Origin of the sequence: Methyloceanibacter sp. (assembly GCF_035650995.1) — a bacterium.
Taxonomy (GTDB): domain Bacteria; phylum Pseudomonadota; class Alphaproteobacteria; order Rhizobiales; family Methyloligellaceae; genus Methyloceanibacter.
The window spans coordinates 1-20,455 of record NZ_DASRGO010000044.1; the positions used below are offsets into that span (position 1 = coordinate 1).

Sequence of the window (20,455 nt, forward strand, 5' to 3'; positions counted from 1 at the left end):
CAAAGGCAACAAAAAGGTCTCAGTGACGCTCTACGGCAAGGTGAACCGCGCCGTGATGTTCTGGGACGATGGCGCCGAGAGCAATATCTACTCGGTCGACAACTCCTACGAGTCGACTCGGCTGGGCCTCAAGGGCAAGGCCAAGATTAGCGGCGACTGGTCGGCCGGCTACAAGCTCGAAATGGAGATCAGATCCGCAGCGTCCGAGTCGGTCAACCAGATCGATGACGACGACGGAACGCGGTCGGGCGGCGTCCTTGGCAACGAGTCACGTCTGCTCCTGCTCCGCCACTCCTACATGTACCTCAACAACAAGAAGCTCGGCGAGGTTCGCTGGGGTCTGACTTATATGCCGAAGGATGACGTCACCAAGGATACCGACGTCACCGAGCTCGAAGACACCATGACCTCGGACAACCACATGAACCGCGGCTTCTTCCTGCGGCCCAAGGGCTTCAACACCGAGGTCGGTGGCGCAGGTCAGCTGAAGTGGCAGGCGATCTCGCAGTGCTATAGCAGCACTTCGGCCTTCGACTGCTCGACGCGCCGCAACGCCGTGACCTACTGGTCGCCGTCGTTCTTCGGCTCCGAGGACGGTAAGGGCTTCACCGCCTCATGGGGCTGGAGCGAGGACGACATTTGGGGCGCGGCCCTTCGCTACACCGATACCTGGGGCAAGAACTGGGAGGTCGGCGCCGGCATCGGTTACGAGAAGTCACGCGACGAGAATCAGCAGAACTCTGGCGGCGGCCTCAACAACTTCAAGCGCGACATCGACGAGTGGGCGGGCATGGGCTCCATTAAGCACGTGCCGACCGGCTTGTTCGTTTTCAGCGCCTTCAGCTTCTCCGATACGAATGACTCCAATCGTGACCACGCCGGCGTCTTCGACGGCAAGGACTCGCCCGACATGAATGCTTGGGACATCCGCGGTGGTATTCAACGCAAGTTCGCCATGTTCGGCCTCGACCAGCTGGGCGAGACCTCGCTGTTCGGCGGCTACCTGGAAATCAACGACGGCGTCGGCGGCGCTTGCGGTGCGAGCAGACTTTGCAACTCGGGAACCTTCCCGGATCTCTTCATCCCGACCGAGATCACGGGATCGAAGGTTTCGCGTTGGTACCTCGGTTACGACCAGTCGATGGTCAACGGCTACCTGCACCTGTACGGAGTTTATCAGCACCTGACCGCCGAAGTGGACCTCATCGACAGTTCTCAGAACAAGGTCAACGAGCCTCTCGACGACTTCGATCTCTTCTACACCGGTGCACGCTTGTATTACTAAGAGCGAAAGCTCCCCCTTCCCAGGAGCTGAGCGGGGCCGCCCTTTCGGCGGCCCCATTTCATTTGATCGAGGGCCGTGTTGCCGGGGCGCCACAGCTCCTCGCAAAGACGCCGAATTCGCCAATCTTCATATGCATTTAACCGCGCCATTGACATGCTTGCCTGGCAGAGTCCTCAAGCGCATTCTCCGCCCCGGAGACCTTCGATGCGAAGGCGATTGGCCATTTCCGGATTGATTGCCGCGCTGTCGCTCGGCAGCGCGCCTGCCTTTGCGTTCCAGGAGCAGCCGGTTCCGCCGCCCTCGGCGGCTGAGGACGCCGCTCCGCAAGCGAAAGCCGCGCCGCTTCAGCTTGCCAATCCGAGCGCCATGACAAACGAGAAGCAGGCCACCGGCGGCGTCCACGTTTTCGGCCATACTATCCTGCCCAAGCTCAATTTCGGGCTCGAGCTTCTCTACGGCCAGGACGAGCCGCAGGTGCAATTCCAGCAGGGCGGGCCGTCCTTCGACGACAACCAGGACGTCACCGTGCTCGGCAAGGTCAAGCGCCACTTCTAGAGCGAGCAGCAGGCCTTAGGCCGTCGTTGGGGGCAGGGGAGCCGGGGCCCGCGTTCTTCATGATTAAACGCATCGCCGCGGCCTCCGTTCATGTTCTGACTGCCTCTGGCGCGGTCTTCGCGCTACTCGCTCTAAGGTCCGTGCGTGCGGGCGACATGCAAGCCATGTTCGTCTGGCTCGGCATCGCTCTCGTGGTGGACGCCGTCGACGGGCCGCTTGCGCGTCTCATCGACGTGAAAAGGGTCTTGCCGCGCTTCAGCGGCGAGCGCCTCGATCTGATCGTCGATTATCTCACCTATGACGTGGTTCCCGCCTTTGCCCTGATCCAGTCGGATCTCCTGCCGGAGCCATTCCGCCTGCCGGCCGCCGTCGCGATCCTCCTATCGAGCCTGTTCCATGTCTCCGACGTCGAGAGCAAGACCGAGGAGGGCTATTTCGTGGGCTTTCCCGCCGTCTGGAACATCGTGTTGCTTTATCTTCTTGTCCTCTCGCCGCCGCCTTTCATCTCCCTCGCCATCGTCGGCGTGCTGGTCGCGCTAACCTTCGTGCCGATCCTGTGCGTGCATCCATTCCGCGTGGCTCGGCTCCGTCCGCTCACCTGTCTCGTCACCGCCGTTTGGATCGTGGGCGCCGCAATCGCCGTCATGCATCCGTTTCCATCGCCGCTGTGGGTCCAGGGCCTGCTGCTCGTCACCGCGGCCTATTTTACGACGATCGGCTTGGCCCGATCGCTTGACCGGCGTCGAGATTTATAGACCTCGCTTTTTACCTACGCTAAAGCTCAAGGCGAGACTCACCATCGCCCATCGCTGAAATCCCCCGCAAATGTCTCTAACCGCCTGGCTCACCGATCCGCATATCTGGGCAAGCCTGATCACGCTCTCCGCCATGGAGATCGTGCTCGGCATCGACAACGTGGTGTTCATCTCGTTGCTCGTCTCGCGCATGGCGCCGGAACAGCGGCTGACCGCGCGGCGCATCGGCCTTTCGCTCGCGCTCATCTTCCGCGTGATCATGCTCGGCGGCATCGCCTATATCATCCACCTCACGACGCCGATCTTCTCGTTCGCCGGCTACGACTTCTCCTGGCGCGATCTCATTCTCATCGCCGGCGGCCTGTTCCTCCTCGTCAAAGGCACGCGCGAGATGCATCACGACATCGAGGGGGAAGACGAGGCCGAGGAGGGCACCGGCCCTCGTGTCGTTCGGTCGATGGGATCCGCCATCCTCCAGATCGCCATCATCGATCTCGTGTTCTCCATCGATTCGATCATCACCGCCGTCGGCATGGCTGAGCACGTCGAGGTGATGATCGCCGCTGTCGCCATCGCCATCCTCGTGATGTATTTCGCCTCCGAGCCGGTGGCCGCCTTCATCGAGCGCCATCCCACCACGAAGATGCTCGCGCTCTCCTTCCTGCTTTTGATCGGCGCCGCTCTCATTGCCGACGGCTTCCACTTCCATATCCCGCGCGGCTACATCTACTTCGCCATGGCTTTTGCCGCCGCCGTCGAAGTGGTCAACGTCATCGCGCTGAGGCGCCGCCAGCGGGCCGCCGCCAAAGCAAGAGCGAAGCGTCCGCCGAAGCACTGAGACCGAATGCCGGTCCGCTGCATCTTAACTTTGTCAAAGAATTCCCTCGGCTTAGCCGCAAATTGACCGCCTTTGAGCGGCGCTATCCCCCCTGCGTCAGGACAACAAGAAGGGGATGCTATGAAAACCGCAGCATTCGTCACGGCGGCAAGCCTTGCGCTTGTGGCCACAGCCGCTCTTGCCGAACCCGCCACGCTCTCGGGCGATGATCTCCGCCAGGCGATCAGCGGCAAGACCGTCTATCTCAACATCTCTGGCTTCGAGCTGCCGATCCGTTATGCCGCCAACGGCCGCATGTCCGGCAAGATGAGCACGGTCGCCGCGAGCTTCTCCCGCGGCGACGGCGCCTCAGATCACGGCAAGTGGTGGGTCGAGAACGACCAGCTCTGCCAGCAATGGTCGAGCTGGATGGACGGCAAGCGCTATTGCTACAAGCTCACGCGGAGCGGCTCTACTGTGCAGTGGATCCGGGACGACGGCCGCTCCGGCACCGCGCGCATCGGCGGTTAGCCACGCCCGGTTCGACTTCCATCTGAACTTGATTGTGCAAGGGCCGCCTCGTGGCGGCTCTTCTGCTTTGTTTGGAGGCAGCATGATGCACGCGCGCAACAGCCGCGCGGAAAGACGCGGGCGCGCACAAAACTCAACCGTCGGGTCGTTGCTGGTAACGGCGCGTTTGGATTAGGGTGCTATCACGTATTGCGTAGCGTCCCTTGTGCATATGACTGCCACACGGTTGCATCGGTTGCGTTCTTTCGTAGCGTAAGTAGTGTCTTGTCCTCCGATTCTCACCATATCGACATTTTGCGCCGCGGCCCCAGAGCGTGGAACGCGTGGCGTGCGCAAAATCCCGGCATCACCCCGCAGCTGATTGGCATCGCACTGAGCGCCGCGGGGCGGCAGATGGGCCCGATCAACGGCGGCCCGATCAATCTGTCAGGGGCGCGATTGAGACATTCCTCGCTCCGCTTTGCCACGCTGAGCGGGGCCGATCTCTCCGGCGCCGACCTGTCCGATACCGATCTCAGCGAGACGCGGCTGAACGGCGCCAATCTCGCCGGCGCCGATCTGACCGACGCGCTGCTCGATCAGGCCGACTTCGCCGGCGCTTCGCTTGCCGACGCCAATCTCGCCGGAACGAACTTGCTCGGGGTGCGCAATCTCACGCAGGCGCAGATCGACGAGGCGAGGGGCAATCTTCTGACCGTGCTCCCGCCGCACCTCAGCCGTCCACGGTCGTGGACCGGCACCGTGTCCCAGGTGTTCAGCGCGCCTCAGCTACGCCCGATTCCGGAACCGGAGCCGGTCGAGCCCACTCCGACGCCGTTCCGGAGCAGGAACCGCGAGCCCGCGCCTGAGGTCAGGGGCGAGCGCGTATCGTGGCTGGTCGGCGGCCCGCGCTCGGGCGAAGCCCGCGCCCGCGATCCGCAAGGCGTCTAGCCTCTCCCCGGCGGCATCGGCATGGCCGGCCGTATTCGCCGCATGACGATCCTTTAATGATGCGCGAATTGAACGCGCCCCTAAGACATGAGAGGATAAGAGCACCAGGAGCAACGGCTGGTTAGGTTTACGCCTGACCCATGACCCAGCATCGTCTTCCCGGAGGGAGACCGTCCGTTGCCGCTCTACGACGCCTTCATCTCTTATAGCCATGCCAAGGATAAGCCGGTCGCGGCAGCCTTGCAGTCGGTGATCCAGAAGCTCGGCAAGCCGTGGTACCGGCGCCGGGCGCTTCGCGTCTTTCGCGACGATACGAGCCTTTCGGCCACGCCGAGCCTCTGGCCGTCGATCGAGCAAGCTCTTGGAAACTCAAGTTTTCTAGTCCTGCTTGCATCGCCTGAAGCCGCCGCGTCGCCCTGGGTCGAGAAGGAGGTGTCGTTCTGGCTTTCCAACAAGGGTCCCGAAACGCTCCTGATTGCTCTGACGGGGGGCGCGCTCACGTGGAACGACAAGGGCGCCGATTTCGCGTGGGACAACGCGACCCCGTTGCCGCCGGCCCTGAAAGGCCGCTTTGCCGCCGAACCGAAATGGGTCGATCTTCGCGCCTATCGCGACGGCGACAGCGACGCCGCCAATTCGCGCAACGCGCGCTTCATCGAGCTCGGCGCCGACCTCGCCGCGGCCATCCGCGGCATGCCCAAGGAAGATCTGCTCTCGCAGGAGGTGCGCCAGCAGCGCCGCGCGGTCAATCTCGCGCTGTCCGCCGCGGCGGGCCTGTTGCTGCTCGCGGGCGCTGCCGTCTGGCAGTGGACCGTCGCCATGAGCCAGCGCGACCGCGCCGAACGGACTCTCGAGGCTGCGACCGAGACGGCGAATGGCCTCGTGTTCGACCTGGCGCAGCAGCTCAAGGACCGCGCCGGCATGCCGGCCGATCTCGTGCGCAACATTCTCGACCGCGCGAGGAAGCTGCAGAGCCAGCTGACCCAATCCGGCGAGACGGCTCCCGAGCTCCGCCGCAGCGAAGCAGCGGCCCTCATAGCGCTCGCCGATACGCTTTACTCGCTCGGCGACAGCAAGGCCGCTCTCGAGGCGGCCAACAAATCGCACGAAATCCTCGAAGAGCTGACGGCGATCGATCCCGATAACACCGAGTGGCAGCGCTGGCTTTCGATCAGCCACAACAAGATCGGCGGGCTCTTGCTGTTGACCGGAGAGCAGGACAAGGCGCTCGCGGAATACCGCAAGGGTCTCGCCATCAGGGAAAAGTTCGCCGCGGCGTTGCCCGGCGAGAAGGAGTGGCAGCGCGACATCGCGGTCAGCGACAACAAGATCGGCGATGTGTTGCGCGCCGGCGGCCGCTACGAGGAGGCGCTTGAGTCCTATCGCCAGGGACTTGCGGTGATGGAGACGCTCGTCGCAAGCGAGCCGGGCAACCCCGAATGGCGGCGCGATCTTTCCGTCAGCCATACCGAGATCGGCGGTACGCTGATGGAGCTCGGCCGTCGCGACGAGGCTCTGGCCGAGTACCGCAAGGGACTCGACATCGACCAGCGGTCGGCCGACGAGGACAAGGGTAACGCCCTCTGGCAGCGCGACCTCGCCGTGAGCCACAATAAGGTGGGCGATGTGCTTCTGGCGGGCGGGGACCAGGAAGCGGCGCTCGAGGAGTACCGCCAGGCGCAAGCCATCATCGCGGCGCTCGCCGAGGCCGATCCGAGCAATGCCGAATGGCGACGCGATCTCACCGTGAGCGACAGCAAGATCGGCGACACGCTGGTGCTGCTCGGCCGCCTCGATGAGGCGCTTGCCTCCTACCGCAAGGGCCTCGCTCTCGCCGAACAGGTCGCGAGCGCCGACAAGAGCAATCTGCAATGGCAGCGCGACGTGTCGGTCGCTCACACCAGGATCGGCACGGTGCTGCTACGGCAGGGAAAGCGGGAGGAGGCGCTTGGCGAATACCGGGCGGGGCTCGCGATCGATGAGGCGCTCGCCGCGGCGCAGCCCGGCGACGCCGATGCCCAGATCGATCTCGCCTATAGCCTGTTCAGCGTCGCCGATGTCGGCGACGATCCGCGGGCAAACTTCGCCCGCTGCCTCGGCATCCTCCGCGGACTCAAGGAGCGGGGAATGCTTTCGGCCGAGGCGGCCAAATGGATCGCCACGGTCGAACAGAAGCTTGCCGCTCTGCCACCGAGCTAGGAAGGGAGCCTCGATGCGATTCGCGAGGAATCGGCGGCCGTCCGCAACCGAACGCCGTAAGCAATAGCGCTGACGGGTGGCGTGAGCGGCCTGGTTCATTCGCGCCGTGAACGCTAGCGGCCGGCGGGGCCGAGCAAGAAAAAGGGGCGAATAGGCCAAAAACTGTCGATGCGGGCGCCGCGTCTGTGCCTAATGGGCAACAGGCGGGAACGATTTCGGCGAAAAGCGTAGAACAAGGCCAGAGGCGAGTGGTACTGTCATTGAAGGCGTATCCCACGCCAAATGAGGGGGATCGGATGAGCTACATCTTTGCCATCATGCTCGCGCCATGGTTGGCCGCGACGGGAGTTTACAATCCGCAGGTCGTGGACCGCCATCACCGCTGCACTGCCGAGCCAGGCAGCTTTGACGCGATTTATTGCTCGTCAGCCTCGGTGGACACCGCTCCGCATCTTAAGAAGCGTCAGGCGAGATAACGGCGCACTCCTCCAGACGAGGAGTGTGATGACGCGGTCGACTTGGTGAGGTTGCGGCGATCCTCGCCCTTATTGCGGGGCCGATGGCGGATGGGGAGGGATTCGAACCCTCGAGACGCTTGCGCGCCTGCCGGTTTTCAAGACCGGTGCCTTCAACCACTCGGCCACCCATCCTTCGGCTTGTTCAACTAGCGCGTTGGCCGGTGTGGATCAATTCGCTGATGCCAAGGATTCTGCTTGAGTCGCACGCCGTCTGCGCTCCTTCATAGGCGTTATGACGGCAGAAAACCCCGATCCTTACGGCCGCGACGCCACGCAGCCCTACCACATCCCGCTCAAAGGATGGTGGCAAGTCGGGCAAAGAGTGTGGCTCGAAGCTTCGCGCGACAATCTCACGGTGGTCTCCGCCGGTTGCGCCTTCTATGCGCTGTTCGCGATCTTCCCGGCGCTCTCGGCGCTGATCTCGCTCTATGGCCTCATGACCGATCCCGCGAGCGTCGAAAACCAGTTCGGGATGCTGTCCTCGGTGCTGCCGGCCGAGGCCTACGGCATTGTCATCGAGCAGATCAGAACGCTTGCTGCGGCCTCCAACCGCACGCTCGGCTGGAGCTTCGGCGTGAGCATCGCGCTTGCGATCTGGAGCGTCATGTCGCTAACCCAGGCGATCTTTGCCGCGCTCAACATCGCCTATGAGGAGGAGGAGCGGCGGAGTTTCCTGCGCTTCTATCTGAGCGCCTTTCTCTTCGCCCTTGCCGGCATCATCGGCGGCGTGCTGGTGCTGCTTGCCATCGTCTACGTGCCGCTCCTGTTCGCCTATGCCGGCTATCTCGAGGGGTACGAACGGCTGACGGCCATTGCGCGTTGGCCGCTGATGGCGCTTCTCGTGCTGTTCCTGCTCGCGGCACTCTATCGTTACGGCCCATGCCGCCGGCGTCCCAAATGGTCATGGGTCAGCGTGGGATCCTTATTCGCCACCACGGTGTGGTTGATCGCCTCTGCTGGCTTTTCCTTCTACGTGGCGCACTTCGCGCGATATGACAAGGTTTACGGGTCGCTCGGTGCGGTGATCATTCTTCTGTTCTGGCTCTATCTCAGCTTCTACATCGTTCTGCTTGGGGCGGAGATCAACGCCGAGCTCGAGCTGCAGACGGGAAGGGATACGACCCGCGGCAAACCGCGGCCGTCGGGCAAGCGCGGCGCCTTTGTCGCCGATCACGTTGCCGGCGGGCCCGGCGGACACCGCCGACCGGTCAGCCCCGTGACCGCCGACCCATCGAAAGCGCAGCGCGGCGGGAGCGATGACGCTCACACGTGATCGGGTGCGCTTCGCCGCAGCAATCGTCGCCGCACCAGTCCGGCGAAGATCACGAACAGCGCGCCCAACGTCGCGCCGGCCATCCACACCGTGTGCGCCGTGGCGGGGTCGAGGTTGGCGGTGAACAGCGGATCCTTGGCGATGATCTCGCCCGCGATCCACCCGAGCAGCGCGGCGCCCGCCCACACCACGATCGGAAAACGCTCCAGCAGCTGCATCACCATCGCCGCGCCGGCCATGATCAAGGGAATGCTGACGGCAAGGCCGAACATCAGAAGCGCGTAGCTTTCCGGCGCGTCGAATTTCTCCGCGACCGCGGCGATGGCGACTACGTTGTCGAGACTCATCACCAGATCGGCAATGGCGACGATCCTGATCGCGCGCAAGAGATTGTCGACCGGCTCGATCTCCTTGGCGCCGCCGTTTTCTTCCGGCCCGAGCAGCTTGACGGCGATCCACAACAGCAGCGCGCCGCCTACAAGCTTGAGATAGGCGACCTGCATCAGCGTGGTGATGGCGCCGGCGAATACCACCCGCAGGCTGATGGCGACGATGGTGCCGAGCACCACGCCCCACAGCCGCTGCTGCGGCGGGAGCTTGCGGCAAGCGAGCGCGATGACGACGGCGTTGTCGCCCGACAGCAGGACGTCGATCCAAATAATTTGCAGGACGGCGAACCAGAAGCCGGGATCGTCAACGTTCATCGTGTCGTCTGCCCCCTCCCGAGCGCGAAGCGCAAGAGCTGGCCCCCTCAGGCCGGCCCGGTTGATAACCCATTGCTGCGAAAAGCGGCAATGACAAGACCGGATATAAGCGTTTTGGATCAAGATGGAAGGAGGCGGGACCGATTAGTTTTGTCTCGCGATCGTCAAGTTTTGGCCTGCATTTTCCCTCCACGACAAGCGGGAGCGGATCGCCTATGCTCGCTCCTGTCTAGCGAACGAATCGGGCCGGTTGGCCGCAATCATGGGGGCAGAAGCGATGAACCTCGATCCAGTCCTGGTGAACCCACTGATCGCCTTGATCGCCGGAATCTTAATCCTACTGATGCCGCGACTGCTCAATTACGTGGTAGCGATATATCTGATCGCGATCGGCATCATTGGTCTTGCCCACCATTTCCAATAAAGATCCGAACGCGCAGGCGCCGAATCGAGCGAATGGCTGCCGTCGTGCCGCCGCAACAAAAGGAAGTACACGTCCTTTAACGCTGCGAGAAGCGAACTGGAACATCGGCCGATGATGGCCTATAGTTCATGACCTCACCCATGGTCACGCGAGGAGAGAGACCGTCCAGAGAAGACGGTGCCGGTTTGTTGAGGCATGAGAGCGAAAGGGCCGGCGCGCTGCGCCGGCCGCCCAGTGACGATTGACGTTTCGTTTCGCTCTTTTGACGGGACGTTGCGGGAAGACAGGGGTAACGATCGTTTTGGACCGAGAGAACGGCCAGGCCAAGTGGCGCCGCGGCAGCAGGGTGTGGAATTCGTCGTTCGAATTCTGGGCCAAGCTGGCAGCGCTTTGCCTCGCGGTTTCGCTCACCGTCCTCGCGGCGCTGAGCGTTCGCGGCGGCGAGCGCGGCTTTGCGGCCGTCGAGTCTTGGCTCGCCGCGCCAGCCATCACCGCGTCGCTCGCCGCCAACGCGGCGGCGCCGACGAACAACGGCCAACCGCTCGCCTATGTCTGGTCGGCGACCCGCATCGAGGGCGTCATCCGGCTTAGGGGCTACGTTCCCTCCGAGGAGGATCGCCGGACCGTGCTCGGGATGGTAAAGGCCCATTTCCCGGACCTCGAGGTGGACGACCGTCTCAAGGTGGAGATGGGTGCGCCGCCGAAGGAGCAATGGCTCGGCGCCGTCAGCTTCGGGCTCAAGCAGCTCGCTTATCTCAAACGCGGCTCGGTGCGTCTCCTCAATGTCGGCTTGAAGGTCGACGGCGAGGCACGCAGCGCCGCCGACTACGCCGACGCCAAGAAGGCGCTGGCGGGGTCTCTGCCCACCGGACTTGCCGTTCTCGACGAGAACATCAAGCCGCCGATGGCCGACCCGTTCGTGTTCGTTGCGGAATTGTCGGCCAATACGCTGACGCTGTCGGGCAGCGTTCCGAGCGACGACGAGCGCAAGCATGTGCGCGAGCTGTCGCGGCAATTGTTCGAGCGGCCCGGGCTCGATGAGCGGCTCGAGCTCGCCTCCGGCGCTCCGAAGAACTGGGACGAGGCGGTGACCGCGGCGCTCCGCGCCTTGAGCCGTCTGGAATCCGGCAAGGTCTCGCTCTCGGGCTTGGCGCTCACCATCGAGGGCGTGGCGCCCGACAAGGGTACCGCTGTTGCCGTGTCCTATCAGCTGAGGCGCGACCTGCCGCGCCTGTTCTCGACCTCGGAGAGCATCAGCTGGAAAGAGGCGTCGGCCTCGCCGGACGACGGCTGGCGGCTGATCCCGCGGATCAAGTCGATTGTCGACACGAAGAAACACCTCGCGCCCGGCGATCTCTTGCCGCTCAAGCCGCCGCTTGACAGCGAATGATGCAGCTATCCGACCTCTGGCTCTATTTCCTTCTCATCTTCGTCTTGGGGTTTGTCTTGGGCTGGATCAGGCGCTGGCCGATCCGGTCGTAGCGCAGGCGAGATGAGCAACTTCGCCTTCACCACCTTCATTCTGATGGTCTTTCTGTTCGCCGCGGGGCTTGCGCTCGGGAGTCTCGCGCGCGCCCGCTACGAGCAGCAGAAGCGCATTGGCACGAAGAGGCCCAACAAGCCGACAGGCACGCATTAGCGCGCGCCGTCAGTCGTTGACGGCGAAGAAGCCTGCGATTGCCTCGATCACGTCGTGCTCCTTCAGCACCGGAGCGTGCCCCTGATCCGGCACGATCAGGCTGCGAAGATTGGGGTGGCGTTCGCCCATCGCCTCGAGCGTATCGGCGCTGAGTACGTCGGAGTTGGCGCCCCTGATCACGAACACCGGCACTTGGCCGAGCGCGATGAATTGCGGCCAGAGATCGGGAACCGAGCGGCTGAGATCGATGGTGCCGAGGGCCCGGGCGAGCTTGCGGTCGTAGGCCAGCGCCGGGCGTCCCTTGCGGTCGTCGAACACCTCCCGCGCGATCTCGTCCCATTGCGTGTCGGTGAATTCCGGGAAGGCGCGCTCGTTCATTTCGCGCAGGATCATTACGGCATCGGGCCAGCTCTTCGGCGCCGGCATACGCCCGACATAGCCCATGATGCGGGCGAGCCCTCGGGTCTCGATCACCGGGCCGATATCGTTGAGCACGACCGGGCCCATGGCGGTGGGGCGCAGCGCCGCCATCATCATGGCGATGATGCCGCCGCGCGAAGTGCCGACGATTCCGACCTGGTGCAGGCCTCGAGCGGTCAGGAAGTCGAGCGTGTCGATGAGCTCGATGAAAGGGATGTAGTTGCGCCAGTTGCTGTCGTATTGCGAACGCCCGCGCCCGCGATAGTCGAGGCAGTACACGTTGCGCGGTTTCTGCGCATAGGTAGACAGGTAGGTTGCAAGTTTGTGGAAATCGCGCGCGTTGCGCGTCAGGCCGGGCAGGCAAATGACGCTCCGCGCCTTCTCATCCGGGGCCGGATAGTGGCGGGCATAGAGCCTTAGATCGTCGAACGACGCATAGCTGATGTCTCGCGGCGTCAGCGCCGTGCCAGGCTCGGGCATCATCGTGAGAAGCGCCTTAGGGAGTGTATGCGGAACGGTTGGGGCGCGTTGGCCGCGCTTTCCGTTAATCTTGAGCAAAGTTCTTGGGCGGGCAAGCCCCGATAAGGGGGAGGGCGGCCTCCCTGCTCAATCGGACTTGGCCTGTACGACGCCGGCATCGGCCGAAGCCGACGTATCGCGCGGGATCCGCTTGCCGCGGTTGAGGTCCTGGATCAGTTGGAGGGCATCTTTCGGTCCGGCGAGGCGCGAGCGATAAAGCTGCAGCGTCTCCATGATCTTGACCACGTATTGCCTGGTCTCGGTGAAGGGAATGCGTTCGATCCAGTCGATCGGGTCGACATTGGGATTGCGGGGATCGCCGAACTGCTTCATCCAGTCGGCGACGCGGCCTCCGCCGGCGTTATAGGCGGCAAGCGCAAGGAAATAAGAGCCGCCATAGCTGTCTATGAGCTGCTTCAAATGCGCCTCGCCGAGCTGGGTATTGTAGGCGGCGTTGGTGAGTTGGTCGGCCGAAAACTTCACGTTGTACTGCTTCGCGACCATGCGGGCGGTGGCCGGCATGAGCTGCATCAGGCCGCTGGCCCCGACCGGGCTCTTGGCGGCGGCGTTGAACTCGCTCTCTTGCCGCGACAGAGCATGCACGAGCGCAGGGTCGACCCGCTCGGTTAGCAGGCTCCTGAACTCGGGGATCACGCCGACCGGAAGCGCGTAGTCGCCGACGGGCAAGTCGCGGTTGAAGGCGATCTTGGCCAGCCTCAGCGCGAGTTGCGGTTCGCCGAGCTGCTTGGCGAGTTCGGCGAGCAGGACGATTTCCTGCGGATTATCGAGCTTACGCGACAGCGCGAGGAAGAATTGTCCCGTCACGCCGTCGAGCCCGACATCGTGCGCGACGCCGATCGCGCGGACGGCATCGCGCGACAGAAAGCGTTTGATATCAGCGTCGGTGGGAAGCGGGGTCGAGGTGACCTCGAGGCGAGCCGGCCGCGGATCGAGCGCCTGGCGGCCGAGCTGCCCGTAGAAATATTGCGGGTACTGGGCCGCAGCATGGAAGTGCGCGATCGCAGCGGCGCGGTCGCCGAGCGCCAGCGACGTGCGTCCCAACCAGTATTCCCCGAGCGCAATGCTCTTCGAGCTTGTGGCGGCGCTCCTCAGCGCAACGAAATGGCGCAAGGCCGTGTTGGGATCGGCGAGGAACCTAAGGGCGATCCAGCCGGCCAGGAACTCCGCCTCGATATAAGCGTCGCCCGAGACGAGCCCATGCTTCTCGGCGATCTCGTAGGCGATGCGCGCCTGACCCGCGTTCAACGCCTCGCGGCAATTCACCCGGCGCTCGATCCACCAGTTGTTGAGGTCGAGCAGGACGTTGGGCTCGCTCGGCGTATCGAGCAGCATCTTCCAGGCTTCCTGATCGCGGTCCTTGCGGCGCAGCCACTGGATGCGATTGAACCTGAGACCCACATCGGCCTGCACGGCGCTCGCCGGCAGCGCATCGAGCAGCTTGCCGGCGTTTCCGCCCCGCTGCACCACGGCGATGCGCGCGGCGACCTTCTTCTGTTCCTCCGGCGGAAGAAGCTTCGCCACCCTGAGCGCGGCGGCGGTCGCCGATTTGTCGTCGGGGTAGAGCAGCCGGTCGATGCGCGCCCGATGCACGTCGGCGGTCAGCATATAGCCGAACTTGGCGAGGATCTTGGCCTCGACCGCCTGGTTCAGCACGTGGTCGCGCCAGGCGGAGATGACGAGCTCGCGGGCGCCTTGTTCGTTGCCGTCTTTCAGATAGACCGAGGCGAGCGCGGCCTTGCCGGCGCCGGTCTGCGGGCTCGACGACGCGAAGAACGCCTTGACCGTTTCGGGGTTCGCGTCGTTGAGGAAGAGAGCGGTCTCGGCCTTCTCGCGCAGATCGTCTTGACCGGGCCAATCGGGATGAGCGAGGCGAAACTGTTCGATCTCCTCGGCGCTGCCGCCCCCGGAGCGATAACGGTACCAGAGGGCGAAGGCGCGGGCGGCTTCGTCATGAATCCCCGACGCGGCGGCGCTGCCCCCGCCGTGCATGACGTCCCTGAGCGCGGACTCGTCCCCGTCGCTGAGCTCGTACGACATCAGCGGCTTCAGGATCGCGGCATAATCGAGCCCAGGAGAAGGCGGTTGAATCGCGGGCGTCAGCATCCCCTTGAGCACGACCGGAAGCGTCGCCTTGCGGTTTGGGTTCGGATCGGGAAGCGGCGTGTCGTCGGATGTGCCTTTCACCTCGCGGGGAGCGGGCGTCGGCAGCGGCGGCGTTGCTGGAACTGGCGGCGGCAGGACTGCCGTCTGCGGGAAGAGCGCGATCTCCTCCGCCGCGGCCAGCTTGGCACCGGGTCCGTTGGGGTTGCGGGCGGGCAGAGGAACGATCGACACATGTGCTGCCTGATCGGACGTGGGCGTAACGGTCGGTGTCGCGGCAAGCGCGACCTCCGCGTCCGGCGCATTGGGGTTGCGATCGGGCAGCGCCGGTGCCTGCGAGTTTGCGAGCCCGACGCTTCCTGTCGTCGTTGCATCGCCCTGACCGGCTTGGGGTACGGTCCCGCCGGTTTGCGGCGCGGCGGCCGCGATTTCGGGCGCGGCACTGGAACGGCTGGGATTCCGTTCGGGGAGTGGCGGCAGAGCTGCAGCCTCAACCTTGACCTTGGGTGGCGTCGTGTGGCGGGCGGCCTTCGCCGGCGTATGACGCGTTTTTGACGCGGCGATGCCCGGCGCGAAACACGCAGACACGATGAGCAATGATAGAGCGAGCGCGTTACAGCGTTTCATCTCGTCGAACGGGACCGGTTACGATCCTGGTAAAGCTGGTCAGGACGTCCCCCGAGCCGGGGCGCCGCGACGAAGAGGGCAGTGTAATGTGCCTGATTTCAACAATGTCTGAAAGAATCCGGCGGAAAAATGACTGGGTGGTGCCCGAACGCATCACACCAATTCTTCGAAAGCCGATCTAAGCCGCTGTTCGATATAGGTTATGCAAGAAGAGGCCGCAGCGCTCTGCATGCCCCCCGCTGCACAGTTCCCGCGCCGCCGTTGCCGATCGGCATCGTCTTGCCGCCTCAAGTTCAAGTCCCTATTGTCCGCCCGATTTGGACGCATTCACCTTGAGTGTTGGCGTCTCACTTATGGAGTTCCTCTTGTCCATTCCGCCGTTCAAAGGCTCGATTACCGCTCTCATCACCCCCTTCAAGGACGGCAAGGTTGACGTCGCCGCCTTCCGCAAGCTCGTCGAGTGGCAGATCGACCAGGGCACGCATGGCCTCGTGCCGTGCGGAACGACAGGCGAATCGCCGACGCTCAGCCATGACGAGCATAAGCAGGTCATCGAGCTCTGCATCGAGGCGGCGGCCGGCCGCGTGCCGGTGATCGCCGGCACCGGATCGAATTCGACAGCCGAAGCGATCGAACTCACCCGCCACGCCAAGGAGGCGGGCGCCGACGGCGTTCTCGTGGTCACGCCCTACTACAACAAGCCGACCCAGGAAGGGCTTTACCTCCACTACAAGGCGATCAACGACTGCGCCGATATTCCCATTTTGATCTACAACATCCCCGGACGGAGCGTGATCGACATGTCGGTCGACACCATGGCGCGGCTGTTCAAGCTCAAGAACATCGTGGGCGTTAAAGACGCCACCGCCAGCATGGCGCGCGTCAGCCAGCAGCGCGCCGCCATGGGCTCCGACTTCATCCAGCTCTCGGGCGAGGATGCGACCGCGCTCGGCTTCATGGCGCATGGCGGCGTCGGCTGCATCTCGGTGACCGCCAACGTCGCGCCCGCGCTCTGCGCCGAGTTCCAGCTCGCCTGCCTTGCCGGCAATTTCCGCCTCGCGCTTCAGCTTCAGGACCGGCTGATGCCGCTGCACGAGGCATTGTTCGTGGAATCCAACCCCGGTCCGGTGAAATATGCCGCATCGAAGCTCGGACTGTGCACCGCTGAGACGCGACTTCCGCTTGCGCCGCTTTCGGCCCCCTCGCGCCAGCGCGTCGACGATGCGCTCGCCGCGGTCGGGCTCGCTCTCGTCTAGAGCCCAAAGGTAAGAGGTCATGGCGCCGAAGCGCGAGAGCGGCAAGCTCGTCGCCGAGAACCGGAAGGCGCGCTTCAACTACGACATCGAGGAAAAGCTCGAGGCGGGCATTCAGCTCACCGGCTCGGAGGTGAAGTCGCTGAGGACCGGCAAGGCCAACATCGCCGAGTCCTACGCCTCGGATGAAGGCGGCGAGATTTATCTGATCAACGCCCATATCGCGGAGTACGCCCAGGCGAGGCGTGACGGACACGCCCCGACCAGGCCGCGCAAGCTTCTCTTGCACAAGCGCGAGATCGAGAAATTGCTCGGGGCCATCCAGCGCCAGGGCATGACGCTCGTGCCGCTCAAGCTCTATTTCAATGCCCGAGGCATCGCCAAGGTCGAGCTTGGGCTTGCCCGCGGCAAGAAGATCCACGACAAGCGCGACACCGAGAAGAAGCGCGATTGGGAGCGCCAGAAGGGGCGCCTGATGCGCGAGAAGGGGTGAGCGCGTGAGCGCAGACATCGCGCATCTCGTGCCTGGGCTCGTGCTTCCGCCCCTTGCTCTGCCCGCGACTGACGGCAGTAATGTCGTCCTCGCCGCGCTCGGGGGGCGAAGCATCGTGGCCATCTATCCCTGGACCGGCCGGCCCGGGCTTCCCAATCCGCCGCACTGGGACGACATCCCAGGCGCGCATGGTTCCACACCCGAGCTTGAAGGCTTCCGCGACCATCATGCCGCCTTCGCCGAGCGTGGCCTGCGCCTCTTTGGGTTAAGCGGGCAGACGACCGACTATCAGCGCGAGATGGCGAGCAGGCTTCGGCTGCCGTTTCTCATCCTCAGCGACGCAGACGGCGCGTTCGCGGCGGCCTTGCGTTTGCCGAGCTTCGCCACCGGCGGCACCAACTATCTGAAGCGGCTGACGCTCGTGCTTCGCGATGGCGCGATCGAAGCCGTCCACTATCCGGTGCCCGATCCCGCGGCTCATGCTGCGGAAATTGCGAAACGGCTCGGCTAGAGCGCGTCGTCCTCGGCGTCCTCGACCGAATAGCCGAGGCGGTCGAGCCCTTCCTCGAGATAATCGGGAAGGAGCGGCATGCCGAGGAGATATTCGTCGGTGCGGTTAGTGCGCTCGGCGCGTGCCGTGGCGATGGCCTCGTCGAGCTCCTCGGGTCCGAACGAGCCGCGCCCGATCCAGGCGAGCGCCACCAAACTCGCCTGCTCGTCCTCGTTCAGGTCGCGGATGAACTCCTTGAGCTCGGCCTGGGTCGCATCGTCGGAGAAGTCCTCGAGGATCGACTCGGCGTCATGATCGGAGGTAGGACCGTCGTCCCATGCCGCCACCTTGGCCGCCATCTCGCGCGCCTTGACGATGATGAAGCCGATCTTGTCGGTTGAAATTTCGAGCCCCGCCATGAGGGTACCCGTTGCAAGTGAAGCTCTGCCGCACTGGAGCATGCCTGAGTTGTGCAACCGCAGCAAGGAGGCTCGATGTCATCGCCGGGGATGTTGCTGGCCCTTAACAATGGCCGCGGCCTCCGCCACCACCGTCTCGAACATGGCGGCGGTGAGCCGCCCCGTATTCGTGTTCTGCCGCGAGCAGTGATAGGAGTCGAACAGGGTAAGCCCTGAAGGAAGCGCATGGCGCGCCCCGTGTGAGAAGGGAAAGGCGCTCCGCTTAAGTTCGAGCGCGGCGAGAATGCTGTCATGGGCGATCCGCCCGATGGCGAGCGTGGCCCTGAGATGGGGCAGGGACCTCATCCGCGCGAGCAGGAACTGGCGGCAGGTGGCGATCTCCCTTGGCGTCGGCTTGTTCTGTGGCGGAACGCAGCGCACGGCATTCGAGATCATGCAGTCGACGAGCTTGAGAGACTCCGGGTCGGAAGGGTCGTGCCGTCCCCCGGCCAGCCCGCATTTCAACAGCGTGCGGTAGAGAAGCTCGCCGGCATAGTCGCCGAGAAAAGGGCGTCCCGTGCGGTTCGCGCCCTTGAGGCCCGGCGCGAGCCCCACGATCAGGAGCCGTGCGTTCTCCGCGCCGAATGACGGGACGGCGCCGTTGAACCAGTCCGGATGGGCGGTCGCGTTCTCTTTGCGGAACGCGACGAGCCGCGGGCAGAGCGGGCAGTTCTTTGCGGGCTCCGGTTCCAGATGGGACAGCTTCGTTGCCGAAAGCGGCATGAGATCACTCGTGCGGCCGGAAAAGCGGGCCGGCTAAACCTGCGTCACGCGCGGCGGTGAGCGCAAGCGCTTCGACCAAGCCGACCCGCATCGCGTTTCCTCCGCGGCCCCAACCGGGACGCGCAATTCAAGTTTCGATCAGGTCTTCCTGCTCGAACTCGTCGACCGGGCCGGGCTCCTGGCGCCGGCGCTCGGAGCGATGCGCGCGCTCCGCCGGGTCGCGGCCGATCTCCTCTTGGAGGTGGGCAAGGTCGATGAACTGATCGGCCTGGCGGCGAAGCTCGTCCGCAACCATCGGCGGATTGGTGGCAAGCGTCGAGACCACGCTCACGCGTTTCCCCTTGTGTTGGAGCGCCTCGACGAGCGAGCGGAAATCGCCGTCGCCTGAGAACAGCACAACATGGTCGAGATAGTCCGACAGCTCCATCGCATCGACGGCGAGCTCGATGTCCATGTTGCCCTTGATCTTGCGCCGGCCCGTCGCGTCGACGAACTCCTTGGTCGGCTTCGTCACCATCGTATAGCCGTTATAGTCAAGCCAGTCGATCAACGGCCTGATCGAGGAATACTCCTGATCCTCGGCGAGCGCGGTGTAGTACAGAGCGCGCACGAGATGGCCCTTGGCGCGGAACAGCGCGAGCAGGCGCTTGTAGTCGATGTCGAAGGCGAGCGACTTGGCGGTGGCGTAGAGATTGGCGCCGTCGATGAAGAGCGCGATACGCTCCGTCGGATAGAAATTCATGAGGGCCCCATTACTTCTCAATATGGCTTGATTGAGAGAGCAGCGTCTCGCTAATGCGGTACTAGAGGGCTGCATTGACAACATAGGTGTGACAGCGTGAGGACGCAATCGCGCGCGGGCGGCAAGATACTGGTCGGACTTGGTGCAAATTGTCCCGGGTCATGGGGGACGGCGCCGCGTACGATTGCTCAAGCTTTAGGCGAAATCGAACGCGCTAATATCAAAGTGGAGACTATTTCTCCGTTCTATGAAACCAAAGCGGTCGGCAACGCGCGTCAGCCGGTCTATGTCAATGCCGTCGCGGTGCTCGACACGCCGCTTTCACCCGAGGCGCTCCTGCGTGTGTTGAAAGGCATCGAACGCCGCTCGGGACGTCGCGGGGGCAGGCCATGGGGGCCGCGCACCCTCGACCTCGACATCATCGACTACAAAGGTCTGGTCCGCCATTGGAGGGGCGCGGCGGCTGGCTTCAGGCGCGCCGGTGCCCGACCCCTCGTCCTGCCGCATCCTCTCGCCCATGAGCGGCCCTTCGTGCTGAGGCCGTTGCTCGACGTGGCGCCCGCCTGGCGCCACCCCGCCCTGCGAAGGAGCGCCGCCGATTTGCTCCATACGATGCCGAGGAGCGGGCCAGGACAGATCCTGAGGCGGATTCGGCCCGACGAGTCCTAGGCCGGGAACTGGCTCCGAACGATCGTCTTGATGTCGAGGAGCCGCTTCTCGAGCCTCATCGTCTCTCGCGCGAGCCCAAGGCGGCGGGCGAGCGCAATCGCCTCATGCAGGGCTTCCTTCGCGTCGCTATAACAGCCCGCGAAGTCGGCGCCCGGCCTTGCCTCGTACAGTCGGGTATAGGCTTGCTCGGCTTGGGCCTCGAAGAAACGAAGCCGCTCCAAAAGCTCACCGGCAGTCGCCGTTTCCTTGACCACGTATCGGGCGTCCTTAAGCTTTGAGCTTTACCTTGCTTGGTCCCAGCGAAGCGCCT

General features: G+C 64.1%; 23 protein-coding genes and 1 tRNA gene. 16 read left to right on the top strand and 8 right to left on the bottom strand.

The genetic code is table 11. The features are described 5' to 3' along the window. The 8 genes from VFB18_RS03745 to VFB18_RS03780 all read left to right on the top strand — a co-directional run. A partial coding sequence (locus VFB18_RS03745) for a hypothetical protein (protein WP_324971157.1) occupies nt 1-1,285 on the top strand: 1,285 nt, incomplete at its 5' end. A gap of 204 nt (nt 1,286-1,489) precedes the next feature. Beyond that, nucleotides 1,490-1,840: a hypothetical protein gene (locus VFB18_RS03750; protein WP_324971158.1), complete on the top strand. Its 351-nt coding sequence runs from the start codon at nt 1,490-1,492 to the stop codon at nt 1,838-1,840. A 59-nt stretch (nt 1,841-1,899) separates the two neighbouring features. Then, the gene (locus tag VFB18_RS03755; protein ID WP_324971160.1) at nt 1,900-2,595 is read left to right on the top strand and encodes a phosphatidylcholine synthase; all 696 of its coding nucleotides are present in this window, start codon (nt 1,900-1,902) and stop codon (nt 2,593-2,595) included. Between the two features lie 70 nt (nt 2,596-2,665). Beyond that, nucleotides 2,666-3,433 (top strand): TerC family protein, encoded by a 768-nt coding sequence (locus VFB18_RS03760; RefSeq protein WP_324971162.1) that lies wholly within the window; start codon nt 2,666-2,668, stop codon nt 3,431-3,433. Nucleotides 3,434-3,553: 120 nt separating this feature from the next. Beyond that, nucleotides 3,554-3,943, top strand: a complete 390-nt coding sequence (locus VFB18_RS03765; protein ID WP_324971164.1) for a hypothetical protein — start codon at nt 3,554-3,556, stop codon at nt 3,941-3,943. 264 nt (nt 3,944-4,207) lie between these two features. Continuing rightward, nucleotides 4,208-4,873 (top strand): pentapeptide repeat-containing protein, encoded by a 666-nt coding sequence (locus tag VFB18_RS03770; protein ID WP_324971166.1) that lies wholly within the window; start codon nt 4,208-4,210, stop codon nt 4,871-4,873. Nucleotides 4,874-5,050: 177 nt separating this feature from the next. Continuing rightward, entirely contained in the window at nt 5,051-7,072 is a 2,022-nt protein-coding gene (locus VFB18_RS03775) for a TIR domain-containing protein (RefSeq protein ID WP_324971168.1), read from the top strand. Between the two features lie 296 nt (nt 7,073-7,368). After that, on the top strand, nt 7,369-7,548 hold the full coding sequence (locus VFB18_RS03780) for a hypothetical protein (RefSeq protein WP_324971170.1): 180 nt from the start codon (nt 7,369-7,371) through the stop codon (nt 7,546-7,548). Between the two features lie 84 nt (nt 7,549-7,632). Here VFB18_RS03780 and VFB18_RS03785 read toward each other — a convergent pair. Further along, a tRNA-Ser gene (locus tag VFB18_RS03785) sits at nt 7,633-7,722 on the bottom strand. 100 nt (nt 7,723-7,822) lie between these two features. Here VFB18_RS03785 and VFB18_RS03790 point away from each other — a divergent pair. Further along, nucleotides 7,823-8,863: a YihY/virulence factor BrkB family protein gene (locus tag VFB18_RS03790; RefSeq protein WP_324971173.1), complete on the top strand. Its 1,041-nt coding sequence runs from the start codon at nt 7,823-7,825 to the stop codon at nt 8,861-8,863. Here the strand turns inward: VFB18_RS03790 and VFB18_RS03795 are convergent. Further along, a complete protein-coding gene (locus VFB18_RS03795; RefSeq protein ID WP_324971174.1) occupies nt 8,854-9,567 on the bottom strand; it encodes a TerC family protein in 714 nt (237 codons plus the stop codon). The two genes, VFB18_RS03790 and VFB18_RS03795, sit on opposite strands and share 10 nt — an antisense overlap. A gap of 277 nt (nt 9,568-9,844) precedes the next feature. Between VFB18_RS03795 and VFB18_RS03800 the strand changes: the two genes are divergently transcribed. From VFB18_RS03800 to VFB18_RS03810, 3 genes are all read left to right on the top strand, one after another. Beyond that, nucleotides 9,845-9,991, top strand: a complete 147-nt coding sequence (locus VFB18_RS03800; RefSeq protein WP_324971282.1) for a DUF3096 domain-containing protein — start codon at nt 9,845-9,847, stop codon at nt 9,989-9,991. Between the two features lie 301 nt (nt 9,992-10,292). Then, nucleotides 10,293-11,381, top strand: a complete 1,089-nt coding sequence (locus tag VFB18_RS03805) for a hypothetical protein (RefSeq protein WP_324971176.1) — start codon at nt 10,293-10,295, stop codon at nt 11,379-11,381. A gap of 102 nt (nt 11,382-11,483) precedes the next feature. Next, nucleotides 11,484-11,630: a hypothetical protein gene (locus VFB18_RS03810; RefSeq protein WP_324971178.1), complete on the top strand. Its 147-nt coding sequence runs from the start codon at nt 11,484-11,486 to the stop codon at nt 11,628-11,630. Between the two features lie 9 nt (nt 11,631-11,639). On the opposite strand, the gene VFB18_RS03815 is transcribed toward VFB18_RS03810, so the two are convergent. Together VFB18_RS03815 and VFB18_RS03820 are read right to left on the bottom strand one after the other, a co-directional pair. Then, nucleotides 11,640-12,533, bottom strand: coding sequence for an alpha/beta hydrolase (locus tag VFB18_RS03815; RefSeq protein ID WP_324971180.1), 894 nt, complete (start codon nt 12,531-12,533; stop codon nt 11,640-11,642). Between the two features lie 123 nt (nt 12,534-12,656). Next, nucleotides 12,657-15,317: a lytic transglycosylase domain-containing protein gene (locus VFB18_RS03820; RefSeq protein ID WP_324971182.1), complete on the bottom strand. Its 2,661-nt coding sequence runs from the start codon at nt 15,315-15,317 to the stop codon at nt 12,657-12,659. Between the two features lie 353 nt (nt 15,318-15,670). On the opposite strand from VFB18_RS03820, the gene dapA reads away from it, so the two are divergent. The 3 genes from dapA to VFB18_RS03835 are packed head-to-tail and all read left to right on the top strand — an operon-like array spanning nt 15,671 to nt 17,574. Next, entirely contained in the window at nt 15,671-16,573 is a 903-nt protein-coding gene (gene dapA, locus VFB18_RS03825; protein WP_324971184.1) for a 4-hydroxy-tetrahydrodipicolinate synthase, read from the top strand. A gap of 19 nt (nt 16,574-16,592) precedes the next feature. Beyond that, nucleotides 16,593-17,063 (top strand): SsrA-binding protein SmpB, encoded by a 471-nt coding sequence (smpB, locus tag VFB18_RS03830; protein ID WP_324971186.1) that lies wholly within the window; start codon nt 16,593-16,595, stop codon nt 17,061-17,063. 4 nt (nt 17,064-17,067) lie between these two features. After that, the gene (locus tag VFB18_RS03835) at nt 17,068-17,574 is read left to right on the top strand and encodes a peroxiredoxin (RefSeq protein ID WP_324971188.1); all 507 of its coding nucleotides are present in this window, start codon (nt 17,068-17,070) and stop codon (nt 17,572-17,574) included. On the opposite strand, the gene VFB18_RS03840 is transcribed toward VFB18_RS03835, so the two are convergent. From VFB18_RS03840 to VFB18_RS03850, 3 genes are all read right to left on the bottom strand, one after another. Then, a complete protein-coding gene (locus tag VFB18_RS03840; protein ID WP_324971191.1) occupies nt 17,571-17,972 on the bottom strand; it encodes a DUF3775 domain-containing protein in 402 nt (133 codons plus the stop codon). The genes VFB18_RS03835 and VFB18_RS03840 overlap by 4 nt on opposite strands. 78 nt (nt 17,973-18,050) lie before the next feature. Further along, nucleotides 18,051-18,734 (bottom strand): uracil-DNA glycosylase, encoded by a 684-nt coding sequence (locus tag VFB18_RS03845; RefSeq protein WP_324971193.1) that lies wholly within the window; start codon nt 18,732-18,734, stop codon nt 18,051-18,053. 127 nt (nt 18,735-18,861) lie between these two features. Then, the gene (locus VFB18_RS03850) at nt 18,862-19,476 is read right to left on the bottom strand and encodes an NYN domain-containing protein (protein WP_324971195.1); all 615 of its coding nucleotides are present in this window, start codon (nt 19,474-19,476) and stop codon (nt 18,862-18,864) included. A 96-nt stretch (nt 19,477-19,572) separates the two neighbouring features. Between VFB18_RS03850 and folK the strand changes: the two genes are divergently transcribed. Next, nucleotides 19,573-20,145, top strand: a complete 573-nt coding sequence (gene folK, locus VFB18_RS03855) for a 2-amino-4-hydroxy-6-hydroxymethyldihydropteridine diphosphokinase (protein WP_324971197.1) — start codon at nt 19,573-19,575, stop codon at nt 20,143-20,145. Here the strand turns inward: folK and VFB18_RS03860 are convergent. Then, nucleotides 20,142-20,399 carry a hypothetical protein gene (locus VFB18_RS03860; protein WP_324971201.1) on the bottom strand — a complete coding sequence of 86 codons (258 nt, stop codon included), beginning with the start codon at nt 20,397-20,399 and terminating at the stop codon, nt 20,142-20,144. The genes folK and VFB18_RS03860 overlap by 4 nt on opposite strands. Nucleotides 20,400-20,455: the final 56 nt, after the last annotated feature.

Excerpts from the sequence above, each read along its gene's own strand:
- VFB18_RS03750 (WP_324971158.1), top strand. The coding sequence starts at position 1,490 with ATGCGAAGGCGATTGGCCATTTCCGGATTGATTGCCGCGCTGTCGCTC.
- VFB18_RS03850 (WP_324971195.1), bottom strand. The coding sequence starts at position 19,476 with ATGAATTTCTATCCGACGGAGCGTATCGCGCTCTTCATCGACGGCGCC.
- VFB18_RS03795 (WP_324971174.1), bottom strand. The coding sequence starts at position 9,567 with ATGAACGTTGACGATCCCGGCTTCTGGTTCGCCGTCCTGCAAATTATT.
- VFB18_RS03810 (WP_324971178.1), top strand. The coding sequence starts at position 11,484 with ATGAGCAACTTCGCCTTCACCACCTTCATTCTGATGGTCTTTCTGTTC.
- VFB18_RS03820 (WP_324971182.1), bottom strand. The coding sequence starts at position 15,317 with ATGAAACGCTGTAACGCGCTCGCTCTATCATTGCTCATCGTGTCTGCG.
- VFB18_RS03790 (WP_324971173.1), top strand. The coding sequence starts at position 7,823 with ATGACGGCAGAAAACCCCGATCCTTACGGCCGCGACGCCACGCAGCCC.
- smpB (WP_324971186.1), top strand. The coding sequence starts at position 16,593 with ATGGCGCCGAAGCGCGAGAGCGGCAAGCTCGTCGCCGAGAACCGGAAG.
- VFB18_RS03845 (WP_324971193.1), bottom strand. The coding sequence starts at position 18,734 with ATGCCGCTTTCGGCAACGAAGCTGTCCCATCTGGAACCGGAGCCCGCA.
- VFB18_RS03760 (WP_324971162.1), top strand. The coding sequence starts at position 2,666 with ATGTCTCTAACCGCCTGGCTCACCGATCCGCATATCTGGGCAAGCCTG.
- dapA (WP_324971184.1), top strand. The coding sequence starts at position 15,671 with ATGGAGTTCCTCTTGTCCATTCCGCCGTTCAAAGGCTCGATTACCGCT.
- VFB18_RS03840 (WP_324971191.1), bottom strand. The coding sequence starts at position 17,972 with ATGGCGGGGCTCGAAATTTCAACCGACAAGATCGGCTTCATCATCGTC.
- VFB18_RS03765 (WP_324971164.1), top strand. The coding sequence starts at position 3,554 with ATGAAAACCGCAGCATTCGTCACGGCGGCAAGCCTTGCGCTTGTGGCC.
- VFB18_RS03815 (WP_324971180.1), bottom strand. The coding sequence starts at position 12,533 with ATGATGCCCGAGCCTGGCACGGCGCTGACGCCGCGAGACATCAGCTAT.
- VFB18_RS03780 (WP_324971170.1), top strand. The coding sequence starts at position 7,369 with ATGAGCTACATCTTTGCCATCATGCTCGCGCCATGGTTGGCCGCGACG.
- VFB18_RS03800 (WP_324971282.1), top strand. The coding sequence starts at position 9,845 with ATGAACCTCGATCCAGTCCTGGTGAACCCACTGATCGCCTTGATCGCC.
- VFB18_RS03755 (WP_324971160.1), top strand. The coding sequence starts at position 1,900 with ATGATTAAACGCATCGCCGCGGCCTCCGTTCATGTTCTGACTGCCTCT.